Source organism: Amycolatopsis kentuckyensis (assembly GCF_002155975.1).
Taxonomy (GTDB): domain Bacteria; phylum Actinomycetota; class Actinomycetes; order Mycobacteriales; family Pseudonocardiaceae; genus Amycolatopsis; species Amycolatopsis kentuckyensis.
Window position 1 is genome coordinate 1 of the sequence record NZ_MUMI01000038.1, and the last position, 22,227, is coordinate 22,227.

The window sequence follows — 22,227 nt, forward strand, 5'->3', positions numbered from 1 at the left end:
GTCGCCGCCGAGGCGGGCCACCAGGGCCTTCTCCGCGTCGAACACCATCTTCAGCTTGGCGGCGACCCCGCGCAGCAGCCGGTCGCCGAGGTCCTGGCCGAGGCCGCCGTTGAGCTGGGAGAAGCCTTCGAGGTCGAGGTGGAACAGCGTGACGCCGCGGGCCGGGTCCGCGTCGCGCAGCAGGGTTTCCAGGCGGGTGCTGAAGAACTGCCGGTTCGGCAACCCGGTCAGCACGTCGTGCAGGGCCTGGTGGCTCAGCCGCCGCTGCAGCAGCGACACCTCGGTGTCGTCGTCGACGATGGTGAGCAGCTGCCGAGGCGCGCCGACCGAGTCGCGGACGACCGACGCGGCGAACGTCGCCCACATCGGCTCGCCGTCCTTGCCGACCAGGCGGCGGCCGGTGCGCAGCCGGTGCAGCCGGCCGGCCACCAGCTCGCCGTAGCTCGCCCGCAGCTGCTCCACGTCCTCGGGGTGGACCAGGTCGAACAGCGTCATCGTGGCGATCTCGGCCGGCGTGCGGTTGAGCGTCTTCGCCAGCGCCGCGTTGGCCCGCAGCACCCGGCCGTCCAGCTCGGTGAGCGCGACGCCGCTGGCCGAGCCGGCGAACACCTCCTCGAACTGCGCGCGGGAGATGACGTGCTTCTGCCGGGTCTCCTGCTCGACCTTCAGCAGCGCGCGGCTCAGGCCTTCCTGCCGCTTCTGGATGTCCTCGCGCAGCATTTCGCCGTACCCGGAGCTGAAGGCGCCGAGCACCAGCACGACCCGCTCGGCCAGCCGGTCGATCCCGCGCAGCTCCGGTTCACGCACCAGCGCCTTGCCCAGCACCTCCAGGCTGCGGCGCAGGCTGTCGGCGCCGACGCAGCGCAGCTCGACGAGCCGCCCACCGGCGGCCGCCGCCGCCTGGAGGTCCGGCGGCTCGCCCGCGACCGCCTCGAACAGCCGCCCGGCGAGGCCGGCCAGCTCGCGCTCGATCTCCTCGGGCGTGTGCGGCAGGTACGCGGTGGTGCTGATCAAGTAGCCCCACTTGCGCGCCAGCGTGCCGAGCCGTCTCGCCGCGCGATCGGCGGACGGCTTGTTCCGCGGCGTGTCGCCACGGGGTTGGGGAGCAGTCACCGCAGGCTGTCCAAGGGGTCAGTGCACACCGTTCGGGTCAATCGATATATCTTGGCCCGGAATTGCGCGACACGCACGGGTTCAGTTTCGTCCGATCGAGTGATAACCCTGTGGAGCGATCCCCAGGCGGTCCTGCAGCCAGGACCGGGTCGCACTGCGGTATTCGCCCGCGTTTTCGTGCAGCGCCACGGAATGACCCGCGCCCGGCAGCACGTACACCGACAACTTCGACGGGTCGGCGTAATAGGGCGCTTCCTGCGCGCGCAGCACCGCCGCGCCGGAACAGTCGCGCAGCGCCAGCACCCCGCAGAAAAGGACGTCCTTTTCACCGACCACTTGCAAAACCGGTACGGTGATTCCCCACGTCGCGGGCAACACGATGCCGAACAACGCGACGGTGCCCATCCCGGGGACCGAAACCTGGTCCTTCGCCGCCTCGTCGGCCGCGATCACGGCCGGGTCGGCGTCGCCCGCCGCGTAGAACAGCCCGGCCCGCGCTCCCGGCTTCGTCGTGAAGTACAGCGGGTCGCTGCCGAGGGTCCCGAGCTGCCCATCGAGCAGCGCGGGCTGCAGGCCGAGCGCCGCGCCGAGGGCGAGCACCGGCAGTGCGGGCAGGTGCGTGATGCCGGTGAGGACGACGCCGTCGACGTCGCGGTACGTGGACGCCTCCACGGCGACGATCCCGGAGCCGACCGAGTGCCCGACGATGACCACCTTCGCGAACCGGACGCCACCGGCCCGGCCGGCCCGCAGGTGGCCGACCACCTCGTGCATCGACTCGGCCGCGGCCCAGACCGACAGCGGCAGGCTCAGCGGCCGGCTGCTGCGCCCGGCACCGAGCTGGTCGGCGGCGAAGGTCGCGTACCCCTGCGCGGCCATGTCGCGCTGGTAGGAGTAGCGCTGCGGCTCGTAGGGCAGGTCCCAGTACGCGCTGTTGTACGTCCCGCCGTGCACGAGCAGCTGGACGGTGTCCGGCGCCTCCCCGGCGGGCAGGCACAGCCGGCCGTGGACGATCGCGGGCGCCCCCGGCACCAGCGGCGGCAGGCCCGGGCCGGTGACCGGCAGATCCGTGTCGCTGCAAGAGATCGCGGCGGCCTCGGCGGGCACCGCCGCGGTCAGCGACGCGAACAGGACGCCGCAGGCGAACAACGCCGACGTCACCTTGACGGGCAGCTTCACGCCGCACTCCCTCTGGACTCGGACAGGTGAAGGAACTCCGGAACACTACACCCGGTAGCCGAGCGCGTACCGTCAGGTCTTGCGCGGCACGACCGTCATCGGCAGGCGGTTCGGCTGCATGGTCGCCTTGATCTGCGCGTACACCTTCTTGCCCGGGACCGGGACCAGCCGCCACCGCGCGCCGATGGTCGCGGCCACGATGCCGATCTCCGTCGGCGCGAACACGTGGCCGGGGCACAACCGCGCGCCCGCGCCGAACGGGATGTACGCCCCCTTCGGCAGGTCCGCGGCGCGGCCGGGCGCCCAGCGGTCCGGATCGAACCGGTCCGGATCGGGGAACCAGCGCGGATCGCGGTGCAGAGTGTGCTGGCTGACCGCGACCTCGCTGCCCGCCGGGACCAGGACCCCGCCGAGCTCGACGTCCTCCCGCGCGCGGCGCATGAGGATCAGCGGCGGGGTGCGGCGGACGATCTCGTTCACGATCTGCTGCGTGTAACCGAGATCCGGGAGATCCTCGAAGCGCGCGGCGCGGCCGTCGAGGACTTCGTCGACCTCGGCGTGGAACCGCCGTTCGACGTCCCTGTGCTGCCCCAGCTCGTGGAAGAACCAGGCCAGCGCGACGGCGGTGGTTTCGGCACCGGTGGTCAGGATCGTGATGACCTCGTCGTGCACCTGGCGGTCGGACATGCCCTCGCCGGTGTCCTCGTCGCGGGCCAGCAGCAGCATCGAAAGCAGGTCGCCGTGGTCGGCGCCGTCCTCGCGGGCCGCGACGACGGTTTCGCCGATCACCTCGCGCAGCCGCGCGGCCGCGGCGTCGAACCGCCGGTTCGCCGGGATCGGCAGCTTCTCGACGAACTTCGGCGAGAAGGCCCGGATCAGCACGTACTTGAGCATCACCGGGATCGAGTGCCGGATCTCCGCGAGGGCTTCTTCGCCGAGCGCGGTGGAGAACAGCGTCTGCCCGGCGATGGTCAGCACCAGGTCCTGCATCCGCCGGTCGAACTCGACGACCTGGCCGGGCCGCCACGAACTCGCGAGCTCATCGGCCAGCTTCGTCATGGTGTGTTCGGCGTAGCCGGCGATCCGCGTGCGGCCGAAGGCGGGCATCACCAGCCGGCGCTGGCGGCGGTTGAGCTCGCCGTTCGACGTGGCCAGGCCGTCGCCGAAGAGCGGGCGCATCTTGTCGAAGACCAGGCCCTTGTCGAACTTGTCGGCGTCGGTGGCCAGCACCCGCCAGGCCAGCTCCGGGGTGGTGACCACGTGCACCGGCAGCGGGCCGAGCCGGATCTTGACGACTTCTCCGTGCACGGGAAGGGAAGTGAAGAACTTCAGCGGGTCGCGCAGCAGGGGCACGGTGTGTCCGAGCAGGGGCACCCGTCCGGGCACCGGACGCGGGTTCGGCATGGCCTCGTCTCCTCGTGACCGGGCCACCTTAGCCGGGCACCGGGCATCCGGAGCGCGAGTCCACACGAACGGATGAGGGGCTAAGCTCCGTTCCCGCAGCGTCCGCGAGGGTGGGAGGTCCCGTGACCGGAGAAGCGAGCTGGGTACCGCCGGAGATCGACACCTCGGTGCCGAACCCGGCCCGGGTGTACGACTTCTGGCTCGACGGCGACCACAACTTCGCCGCCGACCGGGCGCTGGGCGAGCAGATCCTCGAGATCATGCCGGGCATCCGCGACGCCGCCCGGCTCAACCGCGCCTTCCTGCGCCGCGCCGCGCGGTACATGGTGAACGCCGGGGTCCGGCAGTTCCTCGACGTCGGCTCCGGCATCCCGACCGTCGGCAACCTCCACGAGATCGTCCAGCAGGCCGACCCCTCGTGCCGGGTGGTCTACGTCGACCGCGAGCCGGTCGCCGTCGCGCACAGCGAGCTGCTGTTGCAGGGCAACGACAACTGCGCGGTGCTCCAGGCCGACCTGCGCGACGTCAGCGAGATCTTCGACGCGGAGCCGGCCCGCCGGCTGCTCGACCCCACGCAGCCGACCGGGGTGTTCATGTTGCTGCTGCTGCACTTCGTGCCCGACGAGTGGGATCCCGCGGGCATCCTGGCCCGCTACCGCGAGCGGCTCGCCCCGGGCAGCTTCCTCGCCGTCACGCACGTCGCGGCGGACTCCGGATCGACCGGCCTCGACGAAGCGATCGAGGTCTACACGACCCGGCAGAACCAGCAGAACCAGCCGTTCCCGCGCACGCACGACCAGGTGCTCCGGTTCTTCGAAGGCTTCGACCTCGTCGAACCGGGCCTGGTCGGGTGTGCGATGTGGAACCCCGAGGGCGCCGGCGACATGTCCGACGACCCCTCGGTCAACTCCCTCCCGTACGCGGGCGTGGGCCGGAAACCCTGAGCCGGCCCGGTCGTGGGTGGTGCGGCGGCCCGCCGCACCACCCACGAGCCCTCACCGCAGCGAGAACGTCGCCACGTTCACCGGGCCGTCGAACGTCAGGTACACGTCGTGCCGTCCGCTCGCCTTGGCCAGCGCCGCCGTCACCGTCGCGTACGCGTACCGGTCACCCGTCGAGGACACCGGGACCGTGCCCAGCACGCGGCCGGTCGGCGAGTCGAGGCGGACCGTGACGTGCGACGCCGCCGTCGCGGACACCGAAGCCGAGAACCGCGCGGGGCCGGTCAAGGCCACGTTGCGGTACGCCACCCAGCTGCCGGCCACGCCCGCGACCGAAGTACCCGAAACCTTCGACGTGTCCGTCAACGTCGTCCCGGAGTAGTCGTCGAAGTTCTGGGCCTGGGTCGGACGGCTCAGGTCGCGCGGCAGTGCCCGCTCGCCCGGCACGAAGACGGGCTGCGGTGCCGAGAGTTCGGAGGCGTTGCGGCCCACCGAGAACTCGTACACCCCCGCCGCCACCACGGACCGCTCCCGGGCGACGTCCCAGGACGCCAGGTCCGCCACGGGCACCTCGAACCGCACCGTGCGGGTCTCCTTCGGCGCCAGGGTCAGCTTCGAGAAGTCCCGCAACCGCTGCACGCCGGAGTTCTTCGAGTAGAGCTGGACGACGTCGGACCCGCTGCGGGCGCCGGTGTTCGTCACGTCGACGCTCACCCGGACCTTGTCCCCGGACCGGGCCGCCCGCACGTTGTCGTAGCGGAAGCTGGTGTAGCTCAGCCCGTAGCCGAACGGGAACAGCGGCTTCCCGCGGTAGTACTGGTACGTCATCCCGGTCTTGGCGATGTCGTAGTCCAGGATGCTCGGCAGCCCCGCGTCGGAGGCGTACCAGGTCTGCGTCAGCCGCCCGCTCGGGTCCTGGTCGCCGAAGAGCACGTCGGCGACCGCGTGCCCGGTCTCCTGCCCCGCGTGGCTGGTCCACAGGATGCCGGGCACCGACAGGGTGTCCCAGCCGGTCGTCGGGTAGCTGTTCTCCACCACGACGACCGTGTGCGGGTTCGCCTTCTGCACCGCCTCGATCAGCGCGCGCTGCGCGGGGGCGAGCTCGGTGCTCGTGCGGTCGTTGGCCTCGCGGCCGTTGATGAACGGCATGCTGCCGACCACGACCACCGCGGTGTCCGCGTCCTTGGCGGCGGCGACCGCGCTGCCGACGCCGCTGGTCAGCACGTCCCGGCCGAACTTGGTCGCGTGGGCGGCGTCCGGGGCCGAGATCGTCAGGACACCGTCGGCGCCGACGACGGCGAACTTGTTCGGGCCGAACCACGGCTCGTTCACCTCGTTGCCCGCGTACTCGAGCACGTAGCTGCCGTCGGGCTGGGCGTCGAGCTTCAGCTGCTGCTGCACGAACCAGCCGGCCGGCTGGTCGACGTCGTTCACCAGCGCGCCGCCGGAGTAGCTGAGGAACTTGCCGTTCGCGGCCGCGCGCAGCGTGTTCTTGCCCGCGCCCCAGTCGTAGACGTCGAAGGACTCGGCGGTGCCCGCCACCGTGCCGCCCGCGGTCACCTTGCCGGTGGTGGCCGGCGCGGTCAGGTACCGGCCCGTGGCGAGGTCCTTCAGCGCGATCCGGTCGACGCCTTCTGACGACGCGACCGTGCCCGCCGAGCCGAGCCGCTCCTTGATGCCCTGCACCGGGGTGACCTTGTACTGCATCGCGCCGGCGTACCAGTCTTCGTACAGCGTGTTCGAGAGCGGGCCGACGACCGCGATCTTCTTGTTCTTCGCGGCGTTCAGCGGGAGCGCGTTGCCGTTGTTGCGCAGGAGCACCATCTGCGCGTCGGCGGCCTTGCGCGCCAGGGCCTGGTGCTCCGGCGAGCCGATGACGGCCGGGGTGATCTTCGCGTACGGGTTGCGTCCCGCCGGGTCGAACTCGCCGAGCCGGAACCGCAGCGAAAGCAGGTGGCGGTCGGCGTTCTCGACGTCGGCCATCGTCAGGAAGCCCTTGGCCAGCGCTTCCTTGACCGCGGCGGTGGTGATCGAGCCGTCGGTGTCGTTGTCGGTGAAGCTGTCGAGCCCCGCCTTGATCGCTGCCGCGTCCCCTTCGGCCTTGGTGGCGTAGTACTTCTCGGAGTTGACCAGGTTGGACGGCGCGCCGGCGTCGCTGACGACGGCGATGTCCTGCGGCGCCCACTTCCGCAGCGCGCCGTCGAGGTCCGGGCTCACGTGGTTGGGCCGCCCGTTGACCAGGTTGTACGACGGCATCACGGCGTTGGCCGCGCCCGCCTGCAGCGGGATCTTGAACGCCTGCTCGTCGTAGTCGTGCAGGATCTTCGGCGGCACCGAGGAACTGGTGGTGTCGCGGTTGACCTCGTTGTTGTAGGCGAGGAAGTGCTTCAGCGTCGGGGCGGCCTGCAGGTAGCGCGGGTCGTCGCCCTGCATGCCGCGGCCGTAGGCCACCGCGAACTCGCCGGTCAGGTAGGGGTCTTCGGAGTAGCCCTCTTCGTTGCGGCCCCAGCGCGGGTCGCGCAGCAGGTTCACCACCGGGGCCCACAGGTTGAGGCCCCACAGCGTCGGGTTGCGGGCGTTGAAGCCGCGCGCTTCCTGCCCGACGGCCGCGCCCACCTGCTTCACCAGGGCCGGGTCCCAGGTCGTGGCGAGGCCGATGGCCTGCGGGAACACCGTGCCGTCGGCCTTGACGACGGCCCCTTTGTTGTCGTAGTCGGTCGACCAGGCGACGCCGTGCAGGGCTTCGGTGCCGGTCTTGAAGACGCCGATGCCGAGCCGCGGGATGGCCGGTTGGTACTGGTGCAGCAGCGAGATCTTCTCGTCCGCCGTCAGCCGGGACAGCAGGTCGTCGATCCGGGTGGCCAGGGGCAGCGACGGATCGCGGAAGGGTGGGGGCGGTGCCGCGAGCGCCGGCGACGGAGCCACCAGCAGGGTCGCGGCCACCACCGGGACGAGGGCACGGCGGAAGAGGGACAAGCGCACGGACGGCCTCCGAATCGTCGAATCGTTTCGACGGCGTGGCGCGGAACATTCGCGTCGAACGGCGGGGAACCCGACGACTATTACAGCCGGGTGAGCGGGAGGTCAAGACTGCCTGGGAACGCTCCCAGGCGCTGCGGCCGTTCGGCGTCATCGCCACGCTGAGCTGCAAAAAGAACGTTCAACAGGGAGTTTCGATAATTTCGACAAAGGCACCTGTTGTCGAATAACCGTCGAATACCGGCAAACGGCGAATGATGCTTGTGTTTCGGGCGGGTGTCACTTACCTTCGTGCCATCGTCGATGCGCTTCGACAGTCCGTTCTCCTCCCCGTCCCCAGGAGGCCGCCCGTGGTCACGATCAACGACGTCGCCAACGCGGCCGGAGTGGCCCCCAGCACGGTGTCGTACGTGATCAGCGGCAAGCGCTCGATCTCGCCGAAGACCCGGCGGCTGGTCGAGGACAGCATCCGCAAGCTCGGCTACCACCCGCACGCCGGGGCGCGGGCGCTGGCCAGCAGCAAGACCAACGTGCTCGCGCTGGTCGTGCCGCTGCGCACGGACCTCAACGTCGCCGTCGTGATGGAGTTCGTCGCCTCGGCGGTCACCGCGGCCCGCGCGCACGACCACGACCTGCTCCTGCTCACCAAGGACGAGGGACCCGCCGCGCTGCAGCGGGTGGCGTCCTCGGCGATCGCCGACGCGCTGATGGTGATGGACGTCGAAACCGCCGACCCGCGGGTGCCGATGCTGCTGGCGCTGGACCTGCCGGTGGTGCTCATCGGGGTGCCCGACCACCCGGCCGGGCTGAGCTGCGTCGACCTCGACTTCACCGCGGCGGCCTCGGCGTGCGTCGCGCACTTGGCCGACCTCGGCCACCGCTCGATCGCGCTGATCGGCCCCTCCCCGGCCGTCTACCGGCGCGGCACGAGCTACGCGACGCGGTTCCTGCGCGGCTTCGACGAAGCCACGAAGAGCCGTGACCTGCGTGCGGCCTCCCACGCCTGCGCCCACTCCTACGAGGCGGTGAGCGCCTGCCTCGACGAGCTGCTCGCCGCCGATCCCGGCCTGACCGGCCTGGTCGTGCACAACGAGGCCGTGCTGCCCGGGCTGCTGTCGGACCTGCGCCACCGCGGCCTGCGGGTGCCCGAGGACATCTCGGTCATCGCCGTGTGCCCGGACAGCATGGCCGAACAGCACGTCGTCTCGCTGACCAACGTGGCCATCCCGGCCGAGGAGGTCGGCACCCAGGCCGTCGAAATGACCATGCGCCGGCTCGCCGGCCACACCACCCCGGAGGTCCGGCTGCTCGGACCTCGCCTCACCCGGCGCGAGAGCACCGCCTCGCCCCGAGTCTGACCCGGTTCTGCTCCGCCGCCGAAGGAGAATCACCATGCCCGTAGTCCGTCGCGCCCTCGTCCTGACCGCGAGTGCCACGAGTGCCGCGCTGCTGGCCGCCTGCAGCCCCAGCCCGGCCCCGGCCGCACCCGGCGGCGCCGACGCCCCGGCCGCCACGTCGATCACCGAACTCGACTACTACGCCGACGAGCAGGGGTCCGCCGCCTGGCAGAAGATCCTCGACACCTGCGCCACGCAGACCGGGATCAAGATCGAGCGCCAGAAGGTGCCGACCAACCAGATGCTGCCGAAGGTCCTGCAGAGCGCCAGCTCGAAGACGCTGCCGAACCTGCTCTTCACCGACAACCCGACGCTGCAGCAGGTCGCCGCCACCGGCGCGCTGACCCCGCTCACCGACTACGGCATCACCACCGACGGCTACTACCCCAGCATCGTCAAGGCCGGGACCTACCAGGACAAGCTCTACGGCGTCGCCCCCGGCGTCAACGGCCTCGCGCTGATCTACAACAAGGACCTCCTGCAGGCCGCGGGCGTCGAGCCGCCGAAGACGTGGGACGAGCTGAAGGCCGCCGCGGCGAAGCTGACCAAGGACGGCAAGTACGGCCTGGCCTTCTCCGCCATCCCGTCCGAGGAAGGCACCTGGCAGTTCCTGCCGTTCTTCTGGAGCAACGGCGCGGAACTGTCCCAGTTGGACTCGCCGAAGTCGGCGCAGGCGCTGCAGTACGTCACCGACCTGGTGAACTCCGGTTCGGCGTCGAAGTCCGTGGTGACCTGGAACCAGAACGACGTCGCCGACCAGTTCGTCGGCGGCAACGCGGCCATGATGATCAACGGGTCGTGGAACATCGCCCGGCTCGACGAGCAGAAGTCGCTGCACTACGGCGTCGTGCCGATCCCGGTGCCGCAGGCCGGCGGCAAGCCGGTGGTCGCCCTCGGCGGCGAGGTCGGCACGATCCCGGTGACCAGCGGGCCGACTCAGCAGGCCGCCGGCAAGGTGCTCTCCTGCATCCTCTCCGAGCCGACGATGCTCGAGTGGAGCAAGGCGCACGCCTACATCCCGTCGAAGACGGCCACGGCGCAGAAGTTCGGCACCGAGCAGCCTTCGATGCAGGCGTTCGTCGACGAGGTCGGCACGGCCCGCTCCCGCACCGCCGAGCTCGGCGAGAAGTACCCGAAGGTCTCGCAGGCGCTGGCCGACGCGCTCCAGGCGGCGCTGACCGGGAAGACGCCGGTCGACCAGGCCCTCAAGGCCGCGCAGCAGGCGAGCGGCTCGTGACGCTCGCCGCCGCCCCGACGGTCTCGGCGGCCCCCCGCGCGAACCGGAAGTCCCGCCGGGACAACCGGTTCGCCGCGTGGGCGTTCCTGCTGCCCGCCCTGGCCTACATCATCGTGTTCTTCGGCTACCCGCTGGTCGCGAACCTGGTGATGAGCACCCAGAACTACACGGTGAAGTCGTTCTACACGGGCGAAGCACCCTTCGTCGGCATCGCGAACTACTCCGCCGTGCTGAACAACCCGCTGTTCTCGACGGCGGCGCTCAACACGGTGCTGTTCACCGCCGGGTCGATCGTCTTCCAGTTCGCCATCGGCCTGGCGCTCGCGGTGTTCTTCAACGGCCGCTTCCTCGGCAGCGCGCTGCTGCGGTCGCTGCTCCTGCTGCCGTGGCTGCTGCCGCTGGTGGTCAGCGGCGCGGTCTGGCGGTGGATGTTCGACCAGGACCACGGCGTGCTCAACGCGGGCCTGCGGTTCCTGGGCTTCGACGCGGTGCCGTGGCTGAGCAGCACGAGCTGGGCGCTGCCGGCGGTGATCCTCACCAACATCTGGATCGGCATCCCGTTCAACCTGGTGATCCTGCACGGCGGGCTGCGCGCGATCCCGGCGTCGCTCTACGAAGCCGCGGCGCTGGACGGCGCCGGGGCGTGGCAGCGGTTCCGGCACGTCACCTGGCCGCTGCTGCGGCCGGTCACCGGGATCGTGCTCATGCTCGGGCTGGTCTACACGATCAAGGTGTTCGACGTGATCATGGTCGTCACCGGCGGCGGGCCGGCCAACGCGACGCAGACGTTGACAACGTGGTCGTACCGGCTCTCCTTCCAGGACTTCGCGTTCGGGCAGGGCGCGGCGGTCGGCAACGTGCTCATCGTGGTGGCGACGCTGTTCGGGCTGCTGTACCTGCGTTCGGCGAAGTCGACCCTGGCGGAGGCGGCATGAAGACGTCGAACTGGCCGCGGACGGCGGCCGGCGTGCTGATCGTCGCGGTGCTGCTGTTCCCGCTGTACTGGATGGTCAACGCCTCCCTGCAGCCCAGCGGCGCGCTGCTGAGCCCGGATCCGGCGTTCTTCCCCGTCGGCGGCACGCTGGACGGCTACCGCAAGGCCGTCTCGACGCAGGGACCCAACCTGCTCTCCAGCGTCGTCGTCGCACTCGGCACGGTGGTCGTGTCGCTGCTGGTGGCGGCACCCGCGTCGTACGCGCTGGCCCAGCTCAAGGTGCGCGGCGGCCCGGCGCTGGTGTTCGTGCTGCTCATCGTGCAGATGATCCCGGGCATCGTGATGGCCAACGCGCTCTACACCGTGTTCAGCAACCTCGGCCTGATCGACAACTACCTCGGGCTGGTGCTGGCCGACTCCACCGCGACCATCCCGTTCGCCATCCTGCTGCTGCGGGCGTTCATGATCTCCGTGCCGAAGGAGCTCACCGAAGCGTCCCGGGTGGACGGTGCGGGCTACTGGCGCACGTTCTTCTCGATCATCCTCCCGGTCAGCCGCAACGCCCTCGTCACCGCCGGGCTGTTCTCGTTCCTGTTCGCCTGGGCGGACTTCCTGTTCGCTGTCACCCTGACCACCGGGCAGTCGTTCGAGCCCATCACCGTGGGCATCTACCGGTTCGTCGGCAACCAGTCCGCCGACTGGAACGGGATCATGGCCACCGCCGTCCTCGCCGCGATCCCCGCGGCCGTCCTGCTGGTCGTCGCCCAGCGCTACGTCGTCGCCGGGCTGACCAGCGGCGCCGTCAAAGACTGAATTCCCAAGGAGACCGCGTGATCGCCACGACCGAAGACGGCCGCTCGCTCGAAGTCAGCGTGCGGCACGAGGTGCTGCGCATCGAGCCGTGGGGCGACGGCAGCCTGCGCGTGCGGGCCGGACGGCACCGCATCCTCGACGACGTCCCGGGTGCGCTGCTGCCCGCGAAGCCGTCCGCCGCCACCGCCTCGGCCGACGGCCGGACCGGCCGGGTGGTCAACGGCGCGCTCACCGCGATCGTCGAGATCGCCGACACCGACACGGGCATCGACACGCAGCTGAAGTTCGTCCGCACCGACACCGGCGAAGAGCTGCTTTCCGAGCAGCGCGCGCACTTCTGGTGGCCGGGGGCGCGGCTGTTCATGCCTTCGCGCAACGGCTACGGCCGCCTCGAACAGCGGTTCACCGCCTACGACGACGAGCGGATCTACGGTCTCGGGCAGCGCACGCACGGCCGGCTCGACCAGAAGGGCCTCGTGCTCGACCTGGTGCAGCGCAACGCCGAGGTGTCGGTACCGTTCCTGCTGTCCAGCCGCGGCTACGGGTTCCTGTGGAACAGCCCCGCCGTCGGCCGCGTCGAACTGGCGGCCAACGGCACCCGCTGGGTCGCCGACGACGCCCGGCAGATCGACTACTGGATCACCACCGGCGACGGGCCGCGCCAGATCCTCGGCCACTACGCCGACGCGACCGGGCACGCACCGATGCTGCCGGAGTGGGCGGCCGGGTTCTGGCAGTCGAAGCTGCGCTACCGCACGCAGGAGGAGCTCCTGTCCGTGGCGCGCGAGTACCACTCGCGCGGACTGCCGCTTTCGGTGATCGTGGCGGACTTCTTCCACTGGACCCACCTCGGCGACTGGAAGTTCGACCCGGCCGAGTGGCCCGACCCGGCCGGGCTGGTGCGCGAGCTTTCGGACCTCGGCGTCAAGCTGATGGTCTCGGTGTGGCCGTCCGTCAGCCCACTCTCGGAGAACTACCGTGAGCTGCACGAACAGGGGCTCCTGGTCGCCGCCGAGAGCGGCGTCCCGGCGCACGCGCCGTGGAAGGACAAGGGGTTCGACGTCGAGATGCCGGTGGCCTTCTACGACGCGACCAACCCGGAGGCCCGGCGGTTCGTCTGGAACAAGGTCAAGGAGAACTACTACGACCTGGGCGTGCGCGCCTGGTGGCTGGACGGCGACGAGCCGGAGATCCAGCCGGGCCACCCGCACAACCTCGGCTTCCACGCCGGCCCGGGCGCGGAGGTGTTCAACCTCTACCCGCAGGTCAACGCGCAGACGTTCCACGACGGCATCCGCGCCGAAGGCGACGACGAGGTGGTGCTGCTGTCCCGCTCGGCCTGGGCGGGCAGCCAGCGCTTCGGGGCGGCGCTCTGGTCCGGTGACGTCGGGGCGACGTGGTCGTCGCTCCGCGCGCAGGTCCGGGCCGGGCTGAACGTGGCACTGGCCGGGATCCCCTGGTGGACCACGGACATCGGCGGCTTCCACGGCGGCGACCCGGACTCGCCGGAGTACCGCGAGCTGATGGTGCGCTGGTTCTCCTACGGCGTGTTCTGCCCGCTGTTCCGCCTGCACGGCTTCCGCGATCCGCGCCCGGCGTTCGGGCCGGAGATGACCGGCGGTCCCAACGAGGTCTGGTCGTTCGGCGAGCCGGCGTACGCGGCGATCACCGAGTCACTGCGCCTGCGGGAGCGGCTGCGGCCGTACCTGATGGAGCAGATGCGGGTGGCCCACGAGCAGGGCATCCCCCCGATGCGCCCGGTGTTCGTCGACTTCCCGGGGGACAGTGCGGCCTGGGACGTGGACGACCAGTTCCTCCTCGGGCCGGACGTGCTGGTGGCGCCGGTGCTCGAACCCGGGGTGACCGCCCGCCGGGTGTACCTCCCGGCGGGGGCCACCTGGACGGACGCGGTCACCGGCACCCGGCACGACGGCGGCGAGTGGGTCGAGGCCCCGGCGCCGGCGGACCGGATCCCGGTGTTCCTCCGCGACGGAGCGGACCTGCCGATCAGGGCCGAGTGAGGTCGGCCCAGTGCCCCGGCCTGCGCGGCCGGGGCGGGCCGAGCACCCAGCCCGGCGGCCAGGTCCGCCGCACGTGCGCGTCCGTCCGGGCCCGCGCACCGGTGAGGTGGAACTCCGCGCAGGTCGCACCCGCGAAGTCCGCGTGGCCGCTGAAGCGCGCTTCGCCGAGCAGGACGTCCCCGGCGCACCGGGCGTCCCGGAACGTCGTCGGGCCCGCGAAACCGGCGCCCTCGAACGACACGTCGTCGCCGAAAGCAGCGCCCGCGAAGTCCGTGCGAGCCGAGAAGCGAGCGGCGTCGAACCACAGCTGCCCGTGCGTGGTGATCCGGGAGAAGGCCGCCGTGCCGGTGAAGGTGGCGCGCTCGAAGTCGGTGTCCGCCTCGAACCGCGCGCCGGCGAAGGTGGCGTGCCGGGCGAAGCAGGAGCCCTCGAAGCTCACCGGCCCGGTGAAGACCGCACCGTCGAAGCGGGCGTCGCCGACGAAGCGCACGTAGCGGAAGACGGCAGTGTCGACTTCGCAGCCGCGCAGATCCAGGTCGTGCAGCACCGGAGCCTTCGGGGGGAGGTCGATGCCCGGCCAGAACCCCGGTGTCCCGGGTCGCAGCCGCGGCAGCAGCACCGACCAGAGCTTCGCCTGCCAGGCCGCGGCCCCGGAGCCCCCGTAGCCCAGCTGGACGAAGAACTGGTCGACGAAGATCTGGCGCAACGAGGGATCGTGGTCGGCGAGCTCGGCGAACTCGTGCACCCCGGCCAGCCGCACCTCGCGCTCGTCGGCGAGCAGCTGCCGCTCCACTTCCTCGGCCACGGGTTCCCAGGGCGCGGCCGGGGTCAGCACCTCGGCGGGCCGGTCCCGGCGCAGGATCAGCCACGCCGTGACCGATCCGGACACGGCGCCGATCAGCGCCAGGATCGCGAACGGCGTGACAGTGGCCATACCCGGAATTCTCCCGGCCGTGGCCAGCGAATTAAAGTGGACCTGTGAGTCCAAAGCTGACCCCGAAGGGCGCGGCGACGCGGCAGCGGATCGTCGAGGGCGCCGCGGCGGAGATCCGCGAGCGCGGCGTGGCCGTGACGACGCTCGACGACGTCCGGGCGCGGACGGGGACGAGCAAGAGCCAGCTGTTCCACTACTTCCCGGACGGCAAGGAAGAACTCCTGCTGGCGGTGGCCCGCTTCGAGGCGGACCAGGTCCTGGCGGTCCAGCAGCCGCAGCTGGGCCGGCTGACGTCGTGGGCGGGGTGGCGGCGCTGGCGGGACACGGTGGTCTCGCACTACGACAGCCGCGGGCAGCACTGCCCGCTCAACGTGCTGATCTCCCAGCTCGGCCGCGCGACTCCGGGAGCGCAGGCCGTGGTCACCGAACTGCTGCGGCGCTGGCAGGACGAGATCGAGGCGGGCATCCGCCACCTGCAGGGAGCCGGCGAAGTCGACGCGGACCTCGACGCCGGACGCGCGGCGGCCGCCCTGCTGGCGGGCATCCAGGGCGGCGTCGTGGTGATGCTGTCGACCGGCCGCATCGACCACCTCGAAGCGGCGCTCGACGTCGGCATCGGGAACCTGCGGGCGAGCGGGAACCGGTGAGCCCGGTTCCCGCTCCCGGGATCAGGCGGACTTGATCGCGGAGATCTCGAACTCCAGCGTGACCTTGTCGCTCACCAGCACGCCACCGGTCTCCAGCGCGGCGTTCCAGGTGATGCCGTAGTCCTTGCGGCTGATCGTGGTGGAGCCCTCGAAGCCGATCCGGTCGTTGCCGAACGGGTCCTTGGCCGAGCCCTCGAACTCGAACGGGACGGTCACCGAGCGGGTGACGTCCTTGATCGTCAGGTCACCGGTGACGTCGAAGCTGGTCTCGCCGGTCTGCTGGATCTCGGTCGAGGTGAAGGTGATCTGCGGGTACTCGTCCATCGCCAGGAAGTCGTTGCTCTTCAGGTGCCCGTCGCGGTCGGCGTTGCGGGTGTCGATGCTGTGGGCCTGGATGGTCACCTGGACGCTCGACTTCTCCGGCGCGTCGCCGTCGATGGTCGCGGTGCCGGTGAACTCGTTGAAGCTGCCGCGCACCTTGGTCACCATGGCGTGCCGGGCGACGAACCCGATCCGCGAGTGGGCGGCGTCGAGGGTGTATTCGCCGGTCAGCTGGGGGTAGGTGGTCGCGCTGGTCATCGCTGTTCTTCTCTCCTCGTGGTGGCGCCCCCCGGTGATTGAGGGTTCAACGACACTGTACTCACTTTGGCTGGTTGCGCAAGCAAGCTTTCGGTAGAGTTGCCCGTATGGGTGATCTGGCCGCGCTCGACCTCGACGAATCCGCCTTCTGGCGGCCGCTGATGCGCATCATGACGGCGCTGCCGCGCGCGCTGGAGGACCAGTTCCTGCCCGAGACGGGCCTCGCGATCACCGACTACGGCGTGCTGGTCGCGCTGTCGGAAGCGCCGGACCACCTGCTCCGCATCTCGGCGCTGGCCGCCACCACCGGGCTGTCGCTGAGCCGGATCAGCCGGGTGGTCGACGACCTGACCCGGCGCGGCCTGGTCGAGAAGCGCCGCTGCGCCGAGGACGGCCGCGCGTCCAACGCCGTGCTGACCGACGCCGGATTGGCCAGACTGGAGGCGGCCTACCCGAGCCACCTGGCCCGCGTGCGGGCCGCGGTGTTCGACCACCTGAGCGCCGAGGACATCCGCACGGCCGGGCCGGTGCTGGCCCGGCTGGCCGCGGCACTGGACACCGCTCCCCCGACCGACGACTGCTGAGGACGCCGATGAGCGACAAGGGCGAGTACAAGCGCGACCAGAACTACCTCCCGGACCGCATCACCGCCGACGGCCGCGACGGCTGGCCGGTCGAGCCGGGCCGCTACCGGCTGGTGGTCGCGCGGGCGTGCCCGTGGGCGAACCGCGCGGTGATCGTCCGGCGGCTGCTCGGCCTCGAGCCGGTCCTCTCGATGGGGCTGGCGGGCCCGGTCCACGACGAGCGCAGCTGGAGCTTCGACCTCGACCCGGACGGCCGCGACCCGGTCCTCGGCATCGAGCGCCTGCAGGAGGCGTTCTTCAAGCGCGACCCGGACTACCCGCGCGGCATCACGGTGCCGGCGTTCGTCGACATCCCGAGCGGCCAGGTCGTCACCAACGACTTCGCGCAGATGACGCTGGACCTGTCGACGGAGTGGACGGCCCACCACCGGTCCGGCGCGCCGGAGCTGTACCCGGAGAAGCTGCGCGACGAGATCGACGACGTGGCCCAGAAGGTGTTCACCGACGTCAACAACGCGGTCTACCAGTGCGGGTTCGCCCGTTCCCAGGAGGCGTACGAGCACTCGTACCGGAAGCTGTTCGCCCGGCTGGACTGGCTGTCGGAGCGCCTGGCGAACCAGCGTTACCTGGTGGGCGACACGATCACCGAAGCGGACATCCGGCTGTTCACCACGCTGGTCCGGTTCGACGCGGTGTACCACGGTCATTTCAAGTGCAACCGGCAGAAGCTGACCGAGCTGCCGGTGCTGTGGGCGTACACGCGCGACCTGTTCCAGACGCCCGGGTTCGGCGACACGATCGACTTCGCCCAGATCAAGGAGCACTACTACGTGGTGCACAAGAACGTGAACCCGACCGGGATCGTGCCGCTCGGGCCGGACACCTCCGGCTGGCTGACCCCGCACGGCCGCGAGGAACTGGGCGGCCGCCCGTTCGGCGACGGAACGCCGCCGGGCCCGCCGCCGGCCGGCGAGCGGGTGCCCGCGCTCTGAGTTCCGGTCGGGGCTAAACCCGGGGGGCCGGTCGGGCGTGACGGCACCGTGAACGCTCCGAAGGCCGTGCCCGGCGACCACGACGTGCTGTTCCGGGCCTTGTTCGCCGAGCACTTCGGCCGCCTCGCACGGCTGGCCCACCTGCTCGGCGCGGACGACGCCGAGCACATCGCGCAGGAAGCCTTCGTCCGGCTTCGGGGCACCCCGGACGCCCGAGCGGTCACCCGGCTCCGCGCGACCGTCGTGCGCCTGACACGAAAGCGGCCGGCCCGCCCGAGCCCGGGGCTGGACGGGTTGTCCCGCCGCCAGCGCGAAGTCGTCGTGCTGCGGTACGGGCTGGAACTGAGCGCGACGGACATCGCGAAGACCCTCGCCCTCTCGCCGGCCTCGGTCGACGCGACCATCCAGTGCGCGCTGGAGAAGCTGCGCCGGCGCGAGGACCGGACGCCGCTGAAGCTCGCCACGCAGGCGATCGCGCTCGTGGTGGCGCCCCATCGTCCGGGCCAGGTCAGCGGTGAGGGCGCGTCCGCGGATCGGCGGCGGGTGAAGCCGGCCGTGCCCTGAGTGGGGTCGAGTGGCTACGGTGATCACCATGGAACGCCTGCGCGATCGCCGAGTCCTGGTCACCGGCGCCGGTTCCGGCATCGGCCGGGCCACCACGCTCCGCCTGCTGGAGGAGGGTGCCCGGGTCGTCGGCACCGACGTCTCCGAAGAGGGACTTCAGGGCACCCGGCAGGCCGCAAGCCTCGAGGGCCTGACGACCTCCGTGATGGACGTGGCCGACGAAGAGTCGGTGACGGCCGGGGTGACGTCGGCGGTCGAGGTCCTCGGCGGCCTCGACGTCCTGGTCAACGCGGCCGGGATCCTGCTGGCGTCGCACACGCACGAGACGTCGCTCGAGCTGTGGAACCGGGTGCTGGCGGTGAACCTGACGGGCACGTTCCTGGTGACGCGCGCGGCCCTGCCGTCGCTGCTGGCGTCTTCGGCGGGCGTGGTGGTCAACTTCAGTTCGACGTCGGCCACGTTCGCCCACCCGTACATGGCGGCGTACAGCGCGAGCAAGGGCGGGATCCAGGCGTTCACGCATTCGCTGGCGCTGGAGTACGGAAAGCAGGGCCTGCGCGCGGTCAGCATCGCCCCGGGAAGCGTGAAGAGCGGCATCACGGACTCGGCGGCGACCTGGCTGCCCCAGAACGTGGACTTTTCGTTGTTCGGGCGCCTGCTGCCGCTCCTCCCGACGGACCAGACGACGGAGGTGGGCAACGCGGTGGCGGGCCCGGAGACGGTGGCGGGCGTGGTGGCCATGCTGGCATCGGACGACGGCAAGTTCATCACGGGCACCGAAATCCGCATCGACGGCGGCACGCACACCTGAGCGGTCCGGACGCCGTGGTGGCTGAAGGCCGGCGGCGTGTGACCGGCGGGCGATCTAGGCCGAGAAGTGACCTAGATCCCGGCCACCCTGACTCCCATGGATCCCTTCCGCATCGACATCGACCAGCACGACCTCGACGATCTCCAGCACCGCCTGGCCAACACCCGCTGGCCCGGCGAACTCCCCGGCGCCGGCTGGGATTACGGCGTCAGCCAGGCCTACCTCGCCGAGCTCGTCGGCTACTGGCAGGACGGCTTCGACTGGCGTGCCCAGGAAGCCCGCCTGAACGCACACCCCCAGTTCACCACCACCATCGACGGCCAGCGCGTCCACTTCCTGCACGTCCGCTCCCCCGAACCCGACGCCACGCCCCTGATCGTCACCCACGGCTGGCCCAGCACCATCGCCGACTTCCGGGACGTCCTCGGCCCGCTCACCGATCCGAAAGCCCACGGCGGTGACCCGAAGGACGCCTTCCACGTCGTCGCGCCGTCGGTGCCCGGGTTCGCCTTCTCCGGCCCGACCACCGACCGCGGCTGGAACACCCGCCGCGTCGCGAAAGCCTGGGCCGAGCTGATGAACAGGCTCGGCTACGACCGCTACGGCGCGCACGGCGGTGACTTCGGCAGCATCGTGTCCCCCGAACTCGGCCGCGTCGCCCCCGAAGCGGTGCGAGGCGTGCACATCAACGCCGTCGCCAATGCCGGGGTGCCGACCGCCCCCGGGGATCTCGACCGGCTGTCCGAAGAGGACCGGAAGCGCGCCCAGGAGAACGAAACCTGGTGGTACGCCCACTCCGGCTACGCCACCCAGATGGCCACCCGCCCGCAGACCCTCGCCTACGCCCTCAACGACTCCCCCGCCGGGCAGCTCGCGTGGAACCTCGAATGGTTCGTCGACTGGGATCCCGCCGCCACGAACCAGACCCCGGTGGACCGGGACGCGATCCTGACGAACGTCACGATCTTCTGGCTCACCGGCACCGCCGGCTCGGCCGCGCGCCTCTACCTCGAGGCCGGCCAGGACGGCTGGGGGGAACGGCCCGCGCCCTCCGGCGTCCCGACGGCCGTCGCGAACTTCCGCGGCGACCATGCGATCCGAGGCCTGGCCGAACTGTCCAACACCGTCACGCGCTGGAGGGACTACGACACCGGCGGGCACTTCGCGTCCCTGCAGGCGCCGGACGTCCTGGTCGGTGACATCCGGGAGTTCTTCCGCGGCCTCTAGGCGCGGCGGCGCCGCTTGTCCACGGCGCCGTCGAGCAGCGGCCGCAGCTCCGCGACCACCGTATCGAGCGGCGCGACGTCCCGGTGTGCCCGCGCCAGGACGATCGCGCCCTCGAGCGCGCTGAGCATGAGCACCGCCAGGGACGTGCTGCGGGCCGGGGGCACGCCGAGGTCTTCGAGGGTCGCCGCGACCGGCCGCTGCCAGCCTTCGAACGCCTGGCCCACCGCTTCGCGCAGGCTGTCGCTGGTGGCGGCCGCGTCGGCGACCGTCGCCACCAGCGGGCAGCCCGCGTCGAAGCCCGACGTCGTGAACTCGTCGGTCCACTGGGCGGCCATCGCCGCGAACAGCTTCCCCGGCGTGGGATCTTCGAGCTTGGCCGCGACGCGCGCCACGCGCCGGGCGGCGTAGTCGCCGGCCCAGGCGACGGCTTCGGCGATCAGCTGGTCCTTACCGCCCGGGAAGTAGTGCTGCAGGGAGCCCCGCGGGGCTTCGGCGTGGGCGACCACGTCCCGCATGCCGGTCGCCCCGACACCGTGGATCCGCACCAGCTGCGCGGCGCTGAGCACCATCCGCTCGCGCGGGGTCCTGGTCATCGGCTGCCTCCTTCATGACGTCCGTCATGGTAGCCCAGTCCGGCACGACCAGCGCGAAGTCGCGTTCGCCGCGCTCGTAGGACGGCACCGGCCGGAACCCCTGGCCCAGCAGCAGCGCCTCGGCGCCGGCGTTCCCGGCCTGGACGGTCGCCCGCACGGTCCAGCCCGGCCAGCGCCCGGACGCCCACAGCCACCGGCTCAGCGCGCTGCCGATCCCCTGCCGCTGCCACGCGTCGGCGACGAGGATGCCGACTTCCGCCTCCCCCGGCGTCTCCGAGACGAAGTTGAGCAGCCCCACCGGAGTGCCGCCGCGCCACGCGAGCAACGCGACGCCGTCCGGTGGCCCGGCGAGCAGGAACCGCTGGTAGCGCTGGAAAACCTCGGCCGGGCGCGCGGGCCCGCCCATCATGAACCGGCGCCGGAGGCTGTCCGGCGAGCAGGCCGCGACGACGGCGGCGACACACTCGCGGTCCGCGACCTCTATGACAGTGGTCATAGTCACATCAGACCACACCACCGCGCCGAAGGCACTATGACCGGCGTCATAGATCACCGGGCCCGATTCGCCCGGACGGGACCCGGGTACGTTGCCGTGGCCGCGCTCCCCCACCGCGAAAGGCGCCCGCGATGCAGCTCTACGCCGAACGGCCGATCCGCCGTACCGCCCAGCTCGTCAGCGACCTGCTGGCCGTGCTGCTCGCCGTCATCGCGGTGTGGCTGGGGACCTCGGTGTACGACCAGGTCATGAAGCTGCGGGCGCCCGGCGACGGGCTCGTCGACGCCGGGACCGGCCTGCGCGGCACCTTCGACTCCGCGGCGAACTCCGCCGACGGCATCCCGCTCGTCGGCGACGCGCTGGCCAAGGCCCTGCACGGCGGCTCGGACGTCGGGACCAAGCTCACGGACGCGGGCCGCTGGCAGATCGAGGCCGTCGAGAACCTGGCCTGGTGGCTCGCGGCGGTCATCATCGCCCTGCCCGTGCTGACCCTCCTGGTGACCTGGTTGCCGCTGCGCTGGCACTACACCCGCCGCGCCACCGCGGCCGCGCGGCTGCGGGCCCTCGGCGACGAAGGGCTGGACCTGCTGGCCCTGCGGGCGCTGGCCACGCAGCCGTTGGGGCGCTTGGCTTCGGTGGGCGAACCGGCCACCGGCTGGCGGGAGCGGGACCGGGACGTGATCGCGAAGCTGGCCGGGCACGAACTGGCCCGCCACGGCCTCGCCCCCTGAGCCGGAGGCCTCCCCGCCGGAGCTCAGGACACCGGCGGGAAGACCTCCTCA

Annotated in this window: 21 protein-coding genes; 13 read left to right on the forward strand and 8 right to left on the reverse strand. The window is 71.3% G+C overall.

The genetic code is table 11. The features are described 5' to 3' along the window. From CCN39_RS03930 to CCN39_RS03940, 3 genes are all read right to left on the reverse strand, one after another. Positions 1-1,113, reverse strand: a 1,113-nt coding sequence (locus tag CCN39_RS03930) for a GGDEF domain-containing protein (RefSeq protein WP_143263936.1), incomplete at its 3' end; no start/stop codon positions are given. An 81-nt stretch (positions 1,114-1,194) separates the two neighbouring features. Beyond that, the gene (locus CCN39_RS03935; protein WP_434781084.1) at positions 1,195-2,286 is read right to left on the reverse strand and encodes an alpha/beta hydrolase; all 1,092 of its coding nucleotides are present in this window, start codon (positions 2,284-2,286) and stop codon (positions 1,195-1,197) included. Positions 2,287-2,364: 78 nt separating this feature from the next. After that, on the reverse strand, positions 2,365-3,696 hold the full coding sequence (locus CCN39_RS03940) for a cytochrome P450 (RefSeq protein WP_086838446.1): 1,332 nt from the start codon (positions 3,694-3,696) through the stop codon (positions 2,365-2,367). A 122-nt stretch (positions 3,697-3,818) separates the two neighbouring features. On the opposite strand from CCN39_RS03940, the gene CCN39_RS03945 reads away from it, so the two are divergent. Next, positions 3,819-4,640, forward strand: coding sequence for an SAM-dependent methyltransferase (locus tag CCN39_RS03945; RefSeq protein WP_086838447.1), 822 nt, complete (start codon positions 3,819-3,821; stop codon positions 4,638-4,640). A 51-nt stretch (positions 4,641-4,691) separates the two neighbouring features. On the opposite strand, the gene CCN39_RS03950 is transcribed toward CCN39_RS03945, so the two are convergent. Further along, positions 4,692-7,619, reverse strand: coding sequence for a glycoside hydrolase family 3 protein (locus CCN39_RS03950; protein WP_086838448.1), 2,928 nt, complete (start codon positions 7,617-7,619; stop codon positions 4,692-4,694). Between the two features lie 347 nt (positions 7,620-7,966). On the opposite strand from CCN39_RS03950, the gene CCN39_RS03955 reads away from it, so the two are divergent. The 5 genes from CCN39_RS03955 to CCN39_RS03975 are packed head-to-tail and all read left to right on the forward strand — an operon-like array spanning position 7,967 to position 14,018. Next, complete coding sequence (locus CCN39_RS03955; protein WP_086838449.1) at positions 7,967-8,974, forward strand: LacI family DNA-binding transcriptional regulator; 1,008 nt, start codon at positions 7,967-7,969, stop codon at positions 8,972-8,974. Between the two features lie 34 nt (positions 8,975-9,008). After that, on the forward strand, positions 9,009-10,250 hold the full coding sequence (locus CCN39_RS03960; RefSeq protein WP_086838450.1) for an ABC transporter substrate-binding protein: 1,242 nt from the start codon (positions 9,009-9,011) through the stop codon (positions 10,248-10,250). Continuing rightward, on the forward strand, positions 10,247-11,185 hold the full coding sequence (locus CCN39_RS03965; protein WP_086838451.1) for a carbohydrate ABC transporter permease: 939 nt from the start codon (positions 10,247-10,249) through the stop codon (positions 11,183-11,185). The genes CCN39_RS03960 and CCN39_RS03965 overlap by 4 nt, the downstream gene beginning before the upstream one ends. Further along, positions 11,182-11,997 (forward strand): carbohydrate ABC transporter permease, encoded by an 816-nt coding sequence (locus CCN39_RS03970; RefSeq protein WP_086838452.1) that lies wholly within the window; start codon positions 11,182-11,184, stop codon positions 11,995-11,997. Before CCN39_RS03965 ends, CCN39_RS03970 begins: the two co-directional genes overlap by 4 nt. Before the next feature lie 17 nt (positions 11,998-12,014). After that, the gene (locus CCN39_RS03975) at positions 12,015-14,018 is read left to right on the forward strand and encodes a glycoside hydrolase family 31 protein (protein ID WP_086838453.1); all 2,004 of its coding nucleotides are present in this window, start codon (positions 12,015-12,017) and stop codon (positions 14,016-14,018) included. Here the strand turns inward: CCN39_RS03975 and CCN39_RS03980 are convergent. Continuing rightward, entirely contained in the window at positions 14,005-14,952 is a 948-nt protein-coding gene (locus CCN39_RS03980; protein WP_086838454.1) for a pentapeptide repeat-containing protein, read from the reverse strand. The genes CCN39_RS03975 and CCN39_RS03980 overlap by 14 nt on opposite strands. A 44-nt stretch (positions 14,953-14,996) precedes the next feature. Here CCN39_RS03980 and CCN39_RS03985 point away from each other — a divergent pair, with 44 nt between their 5' ends. Then, positions 14,997-15,599: a TetR/AcrR family transcriptional regulator gene (locus tag CCN39_RS03985; protein ID WP_086838455.1), complete on the forward strand. Its 603-nt coding sequence runs from the start codon at positions 14,997-14,999 to the stop codon at positions 15,597-15,599. A gap of 21 nt (positions 15,600-15,620) precedes the next feature. Here the strand turns inward: CCN39_RS03985 and CCN39_RS03990 are convergent, their stop codons facing one another. Continuing rightward, on the reverse strand, positions 15,621-16,178 hold the full coding sequence (locus tag CCN39_RS03990) for a YceI family protein (RefSeq protein ID WP_086838456.1): 558 nt from the start codon (positions 16,176-16,178) through the stop codon (positions 15,621-15,623). A gap of 107 nt (positions 16,179-16,285) precedes the next feature. Here CCN39_RS03990 and CCN39_RS03995 point away from each other — a divergent pair, with 107 nt between their 5' ends. From CCN39_RS03995 to CCN39_RS04015, 5 genes are all read left to right on the forward strand, one after another. After that, the gene (locus CCN39_RS03995; RefSeq protein WP_086838458.1) at positions 16,286-16,762 is read left to right on the forward strand and encodes a MarR family winged helix-turn-helix transcriptional regulator; all 477 of its coding nucleotides are present in this window, start codon (positions 16,286-16,288) and stop codon (positions 16,760-16,762) included. 8 nt (positions 16,763-16,770) lie between these two features. After that, complete coding sequence (locus tag CCN39_RS04000) at positions 16,771-17,754, forward strand: glutathione S-transferase family protein (protein ID WP_086838460.1); 984 nt, start codon at positions 16,771-16,773, stop codon at positions 17,752-17,754. Positions 17,755-17,802: 48 nt separating this feature from the next. Then, positions 17,803-18,318: a sigma factor-like helix-turn-helix DNA-binding protein gene (locus CCN39_RS04005; protein WP_086838462.1), complete on the forward strand. Its 516-nt coding sequence runs from the start codon at positions 17,803-17,805 to the stop codon at positions 18,316-18,318. A 28-nt stretch (positions 18,319-18,346) separates the two neighbouring features. Next, positions 18,347-19,129 (forward strand): SDR family NAD(P)-dependent oxidoreductase, encoded by a 783-nt coding sequence (locus CCN39_RS04010; RefSeq protein WP_086838561.1) that lies wholly within the window; start codon positions 18,347-18,349, stop codon positions 19,127-19,129. 96 nt (positions 19,130-19,225) lie between these two features. After that, positions 19,226-20,356, forward strand: coding sequence for an epoxide hydrolase family protein (locus CCN39_RS04015; RefSeq protein WP_086838464.1), 1,131 nt, complete (start codon positions 19,226-19,228; stop codon positions 20,354-20,356). Here CCN39_RS04015 and CCN39_RS04020 read toward each other — a convergent pair. Further along, positions 20,353-20,871 carry an LmrA/YxaF family transcription factor gene (locus CCN39_RS04020; protein WP_434781083.1) on the reverse strand — a complete coding sequence of 173 codons (519 nt, stop codon included), beginning with the start codon at positions 20,869-20,871 and terminating at the stop codon, positions 20,353-20,355. The genes CCN39_RS04015 and CCN39_RS04020 overlap by 4 nt on opposite strands. Beyond that, entirely contained in the window at positions 20,804-21,445 is a 642-nt protein-coding gene (locus CCN39_RS04025; RefSeq protein WP_244210604.1) for a GNAT family N-acetyltransferase, read from the reverse strand. Before CCN39_RS04025 ends, CCN39_RS04020 begins: the two co-directional genes overlap by 68 nt. Positions 21,446-21,576: 131 nt before the next feature. On the opposite strand from CCN39_RS04025, the gene CCN39_RS04030 reads away from it, so the two are divergent. Next, on the forward strand, positions 21,577-22,176 hold the full coding sequence (locus CCN39_RS04030; protein WP_086838468.1) for a hypothetical protein: 600 nt from the start codon (positions 21,577-21,579) through the stop codon (positions 22,174-22,176). Positions 22,177-22,227: the final 51 nt, after the last annotated feature.

What these genes read in the sequence shown, in the direction of transcription:
- CCN39_RS03940 (WP_086838446.1), bottom strand. Translation starts at nt 3,696, where the DNA reads ATGCCGAACCCGCGTCCGGTGCCCGGACGGGTGCCCCTGCTCGGACAC.
- CCN39_RS03960 (WP_086838450.1), top strand. Translation starts at nt 9,009, where the DNA reads ATGCCCGTAGTCCGTCGCGCCCTCGTCCTGACCGCGAGTGCCACGAGT.
- CCN39_RS03970 (WP_086838452.1), top strand. Translation starts at nt 11,182, where the DNA reads ATGAAGACGTCGAACTGGCCGCGGACGGCGGCCGGCGTGCTGATCGTC.
- CCN39_RS03980 (WP_086838454.1), bottom strand. Translation starts at nt 14,952, where the DNA reads ATGGCCACTGTCACGCCGTTCGCGATCCTGGCGCTGATCGGCGCCGTG.
- CCN39_RS03990 (WP_086838456.1), bottom strand. Translation starts at nt 16,178, where the DNA reads ATGACCAGCGCGACCACCTACCCCCAGCTGACCGGCGAATACACCCTC.
- CCN39_RS03995 (WP_086838458.1), top strand. Translation starts at nt 16,286, where the DNA reads ATGGGTGATCTGGCCGCGCTCGACCTCGACGAATCCGCCTTCTGGCGG.
- CCN39_RS04000 (WP_086838460.1), top strand. Translation starts at nt 16,771, where the DNA reads ATGAGCGACAAGGGCGAGTACAAGCGCGACCAGAACTACCTCCCGGAC.
- CCN39_RS04010 (WP_086838561.1), top strand. Translation starts at nt 18,347, where the DNA reads ATGGAACGCCTGCGCGATCGCCGAGTCCTGGTCACCGGCGCCGGTTCC.
- CCN39_RS04015 (WP_086838464.1), top strand. Translation starts at nt 19,226, where the DNA reads ATGGATCCCTTCCGCATCGACATCGACCAGCACGACCTCGACGATCTC.
- CCN39_RS04020 (WP_434781083.1), bottom strand. Translation starts at nt 20,871, where the DNA reads ATGCGGGACGTGGTCGCCCACGCCGAAGCCCCGCGGGGCTCCCTGCAG.
- CCN39_RS04025 (WP_244210604.1), bottom strand. Translation starts at nt 21,445, where the DNA reads ATGACCACTGTCATAGAGGTCGCGGACCGCGAGTGTGTCGCCGCCGTC.
- CCN39_RS04030 (WP_086838468.1), top strand. Translation starts at nt 21,577, where the DNA reads ATGCAGCTCTACGCCGAACGGCCGATCCGCCGTACCGCCCAGCTCGTC.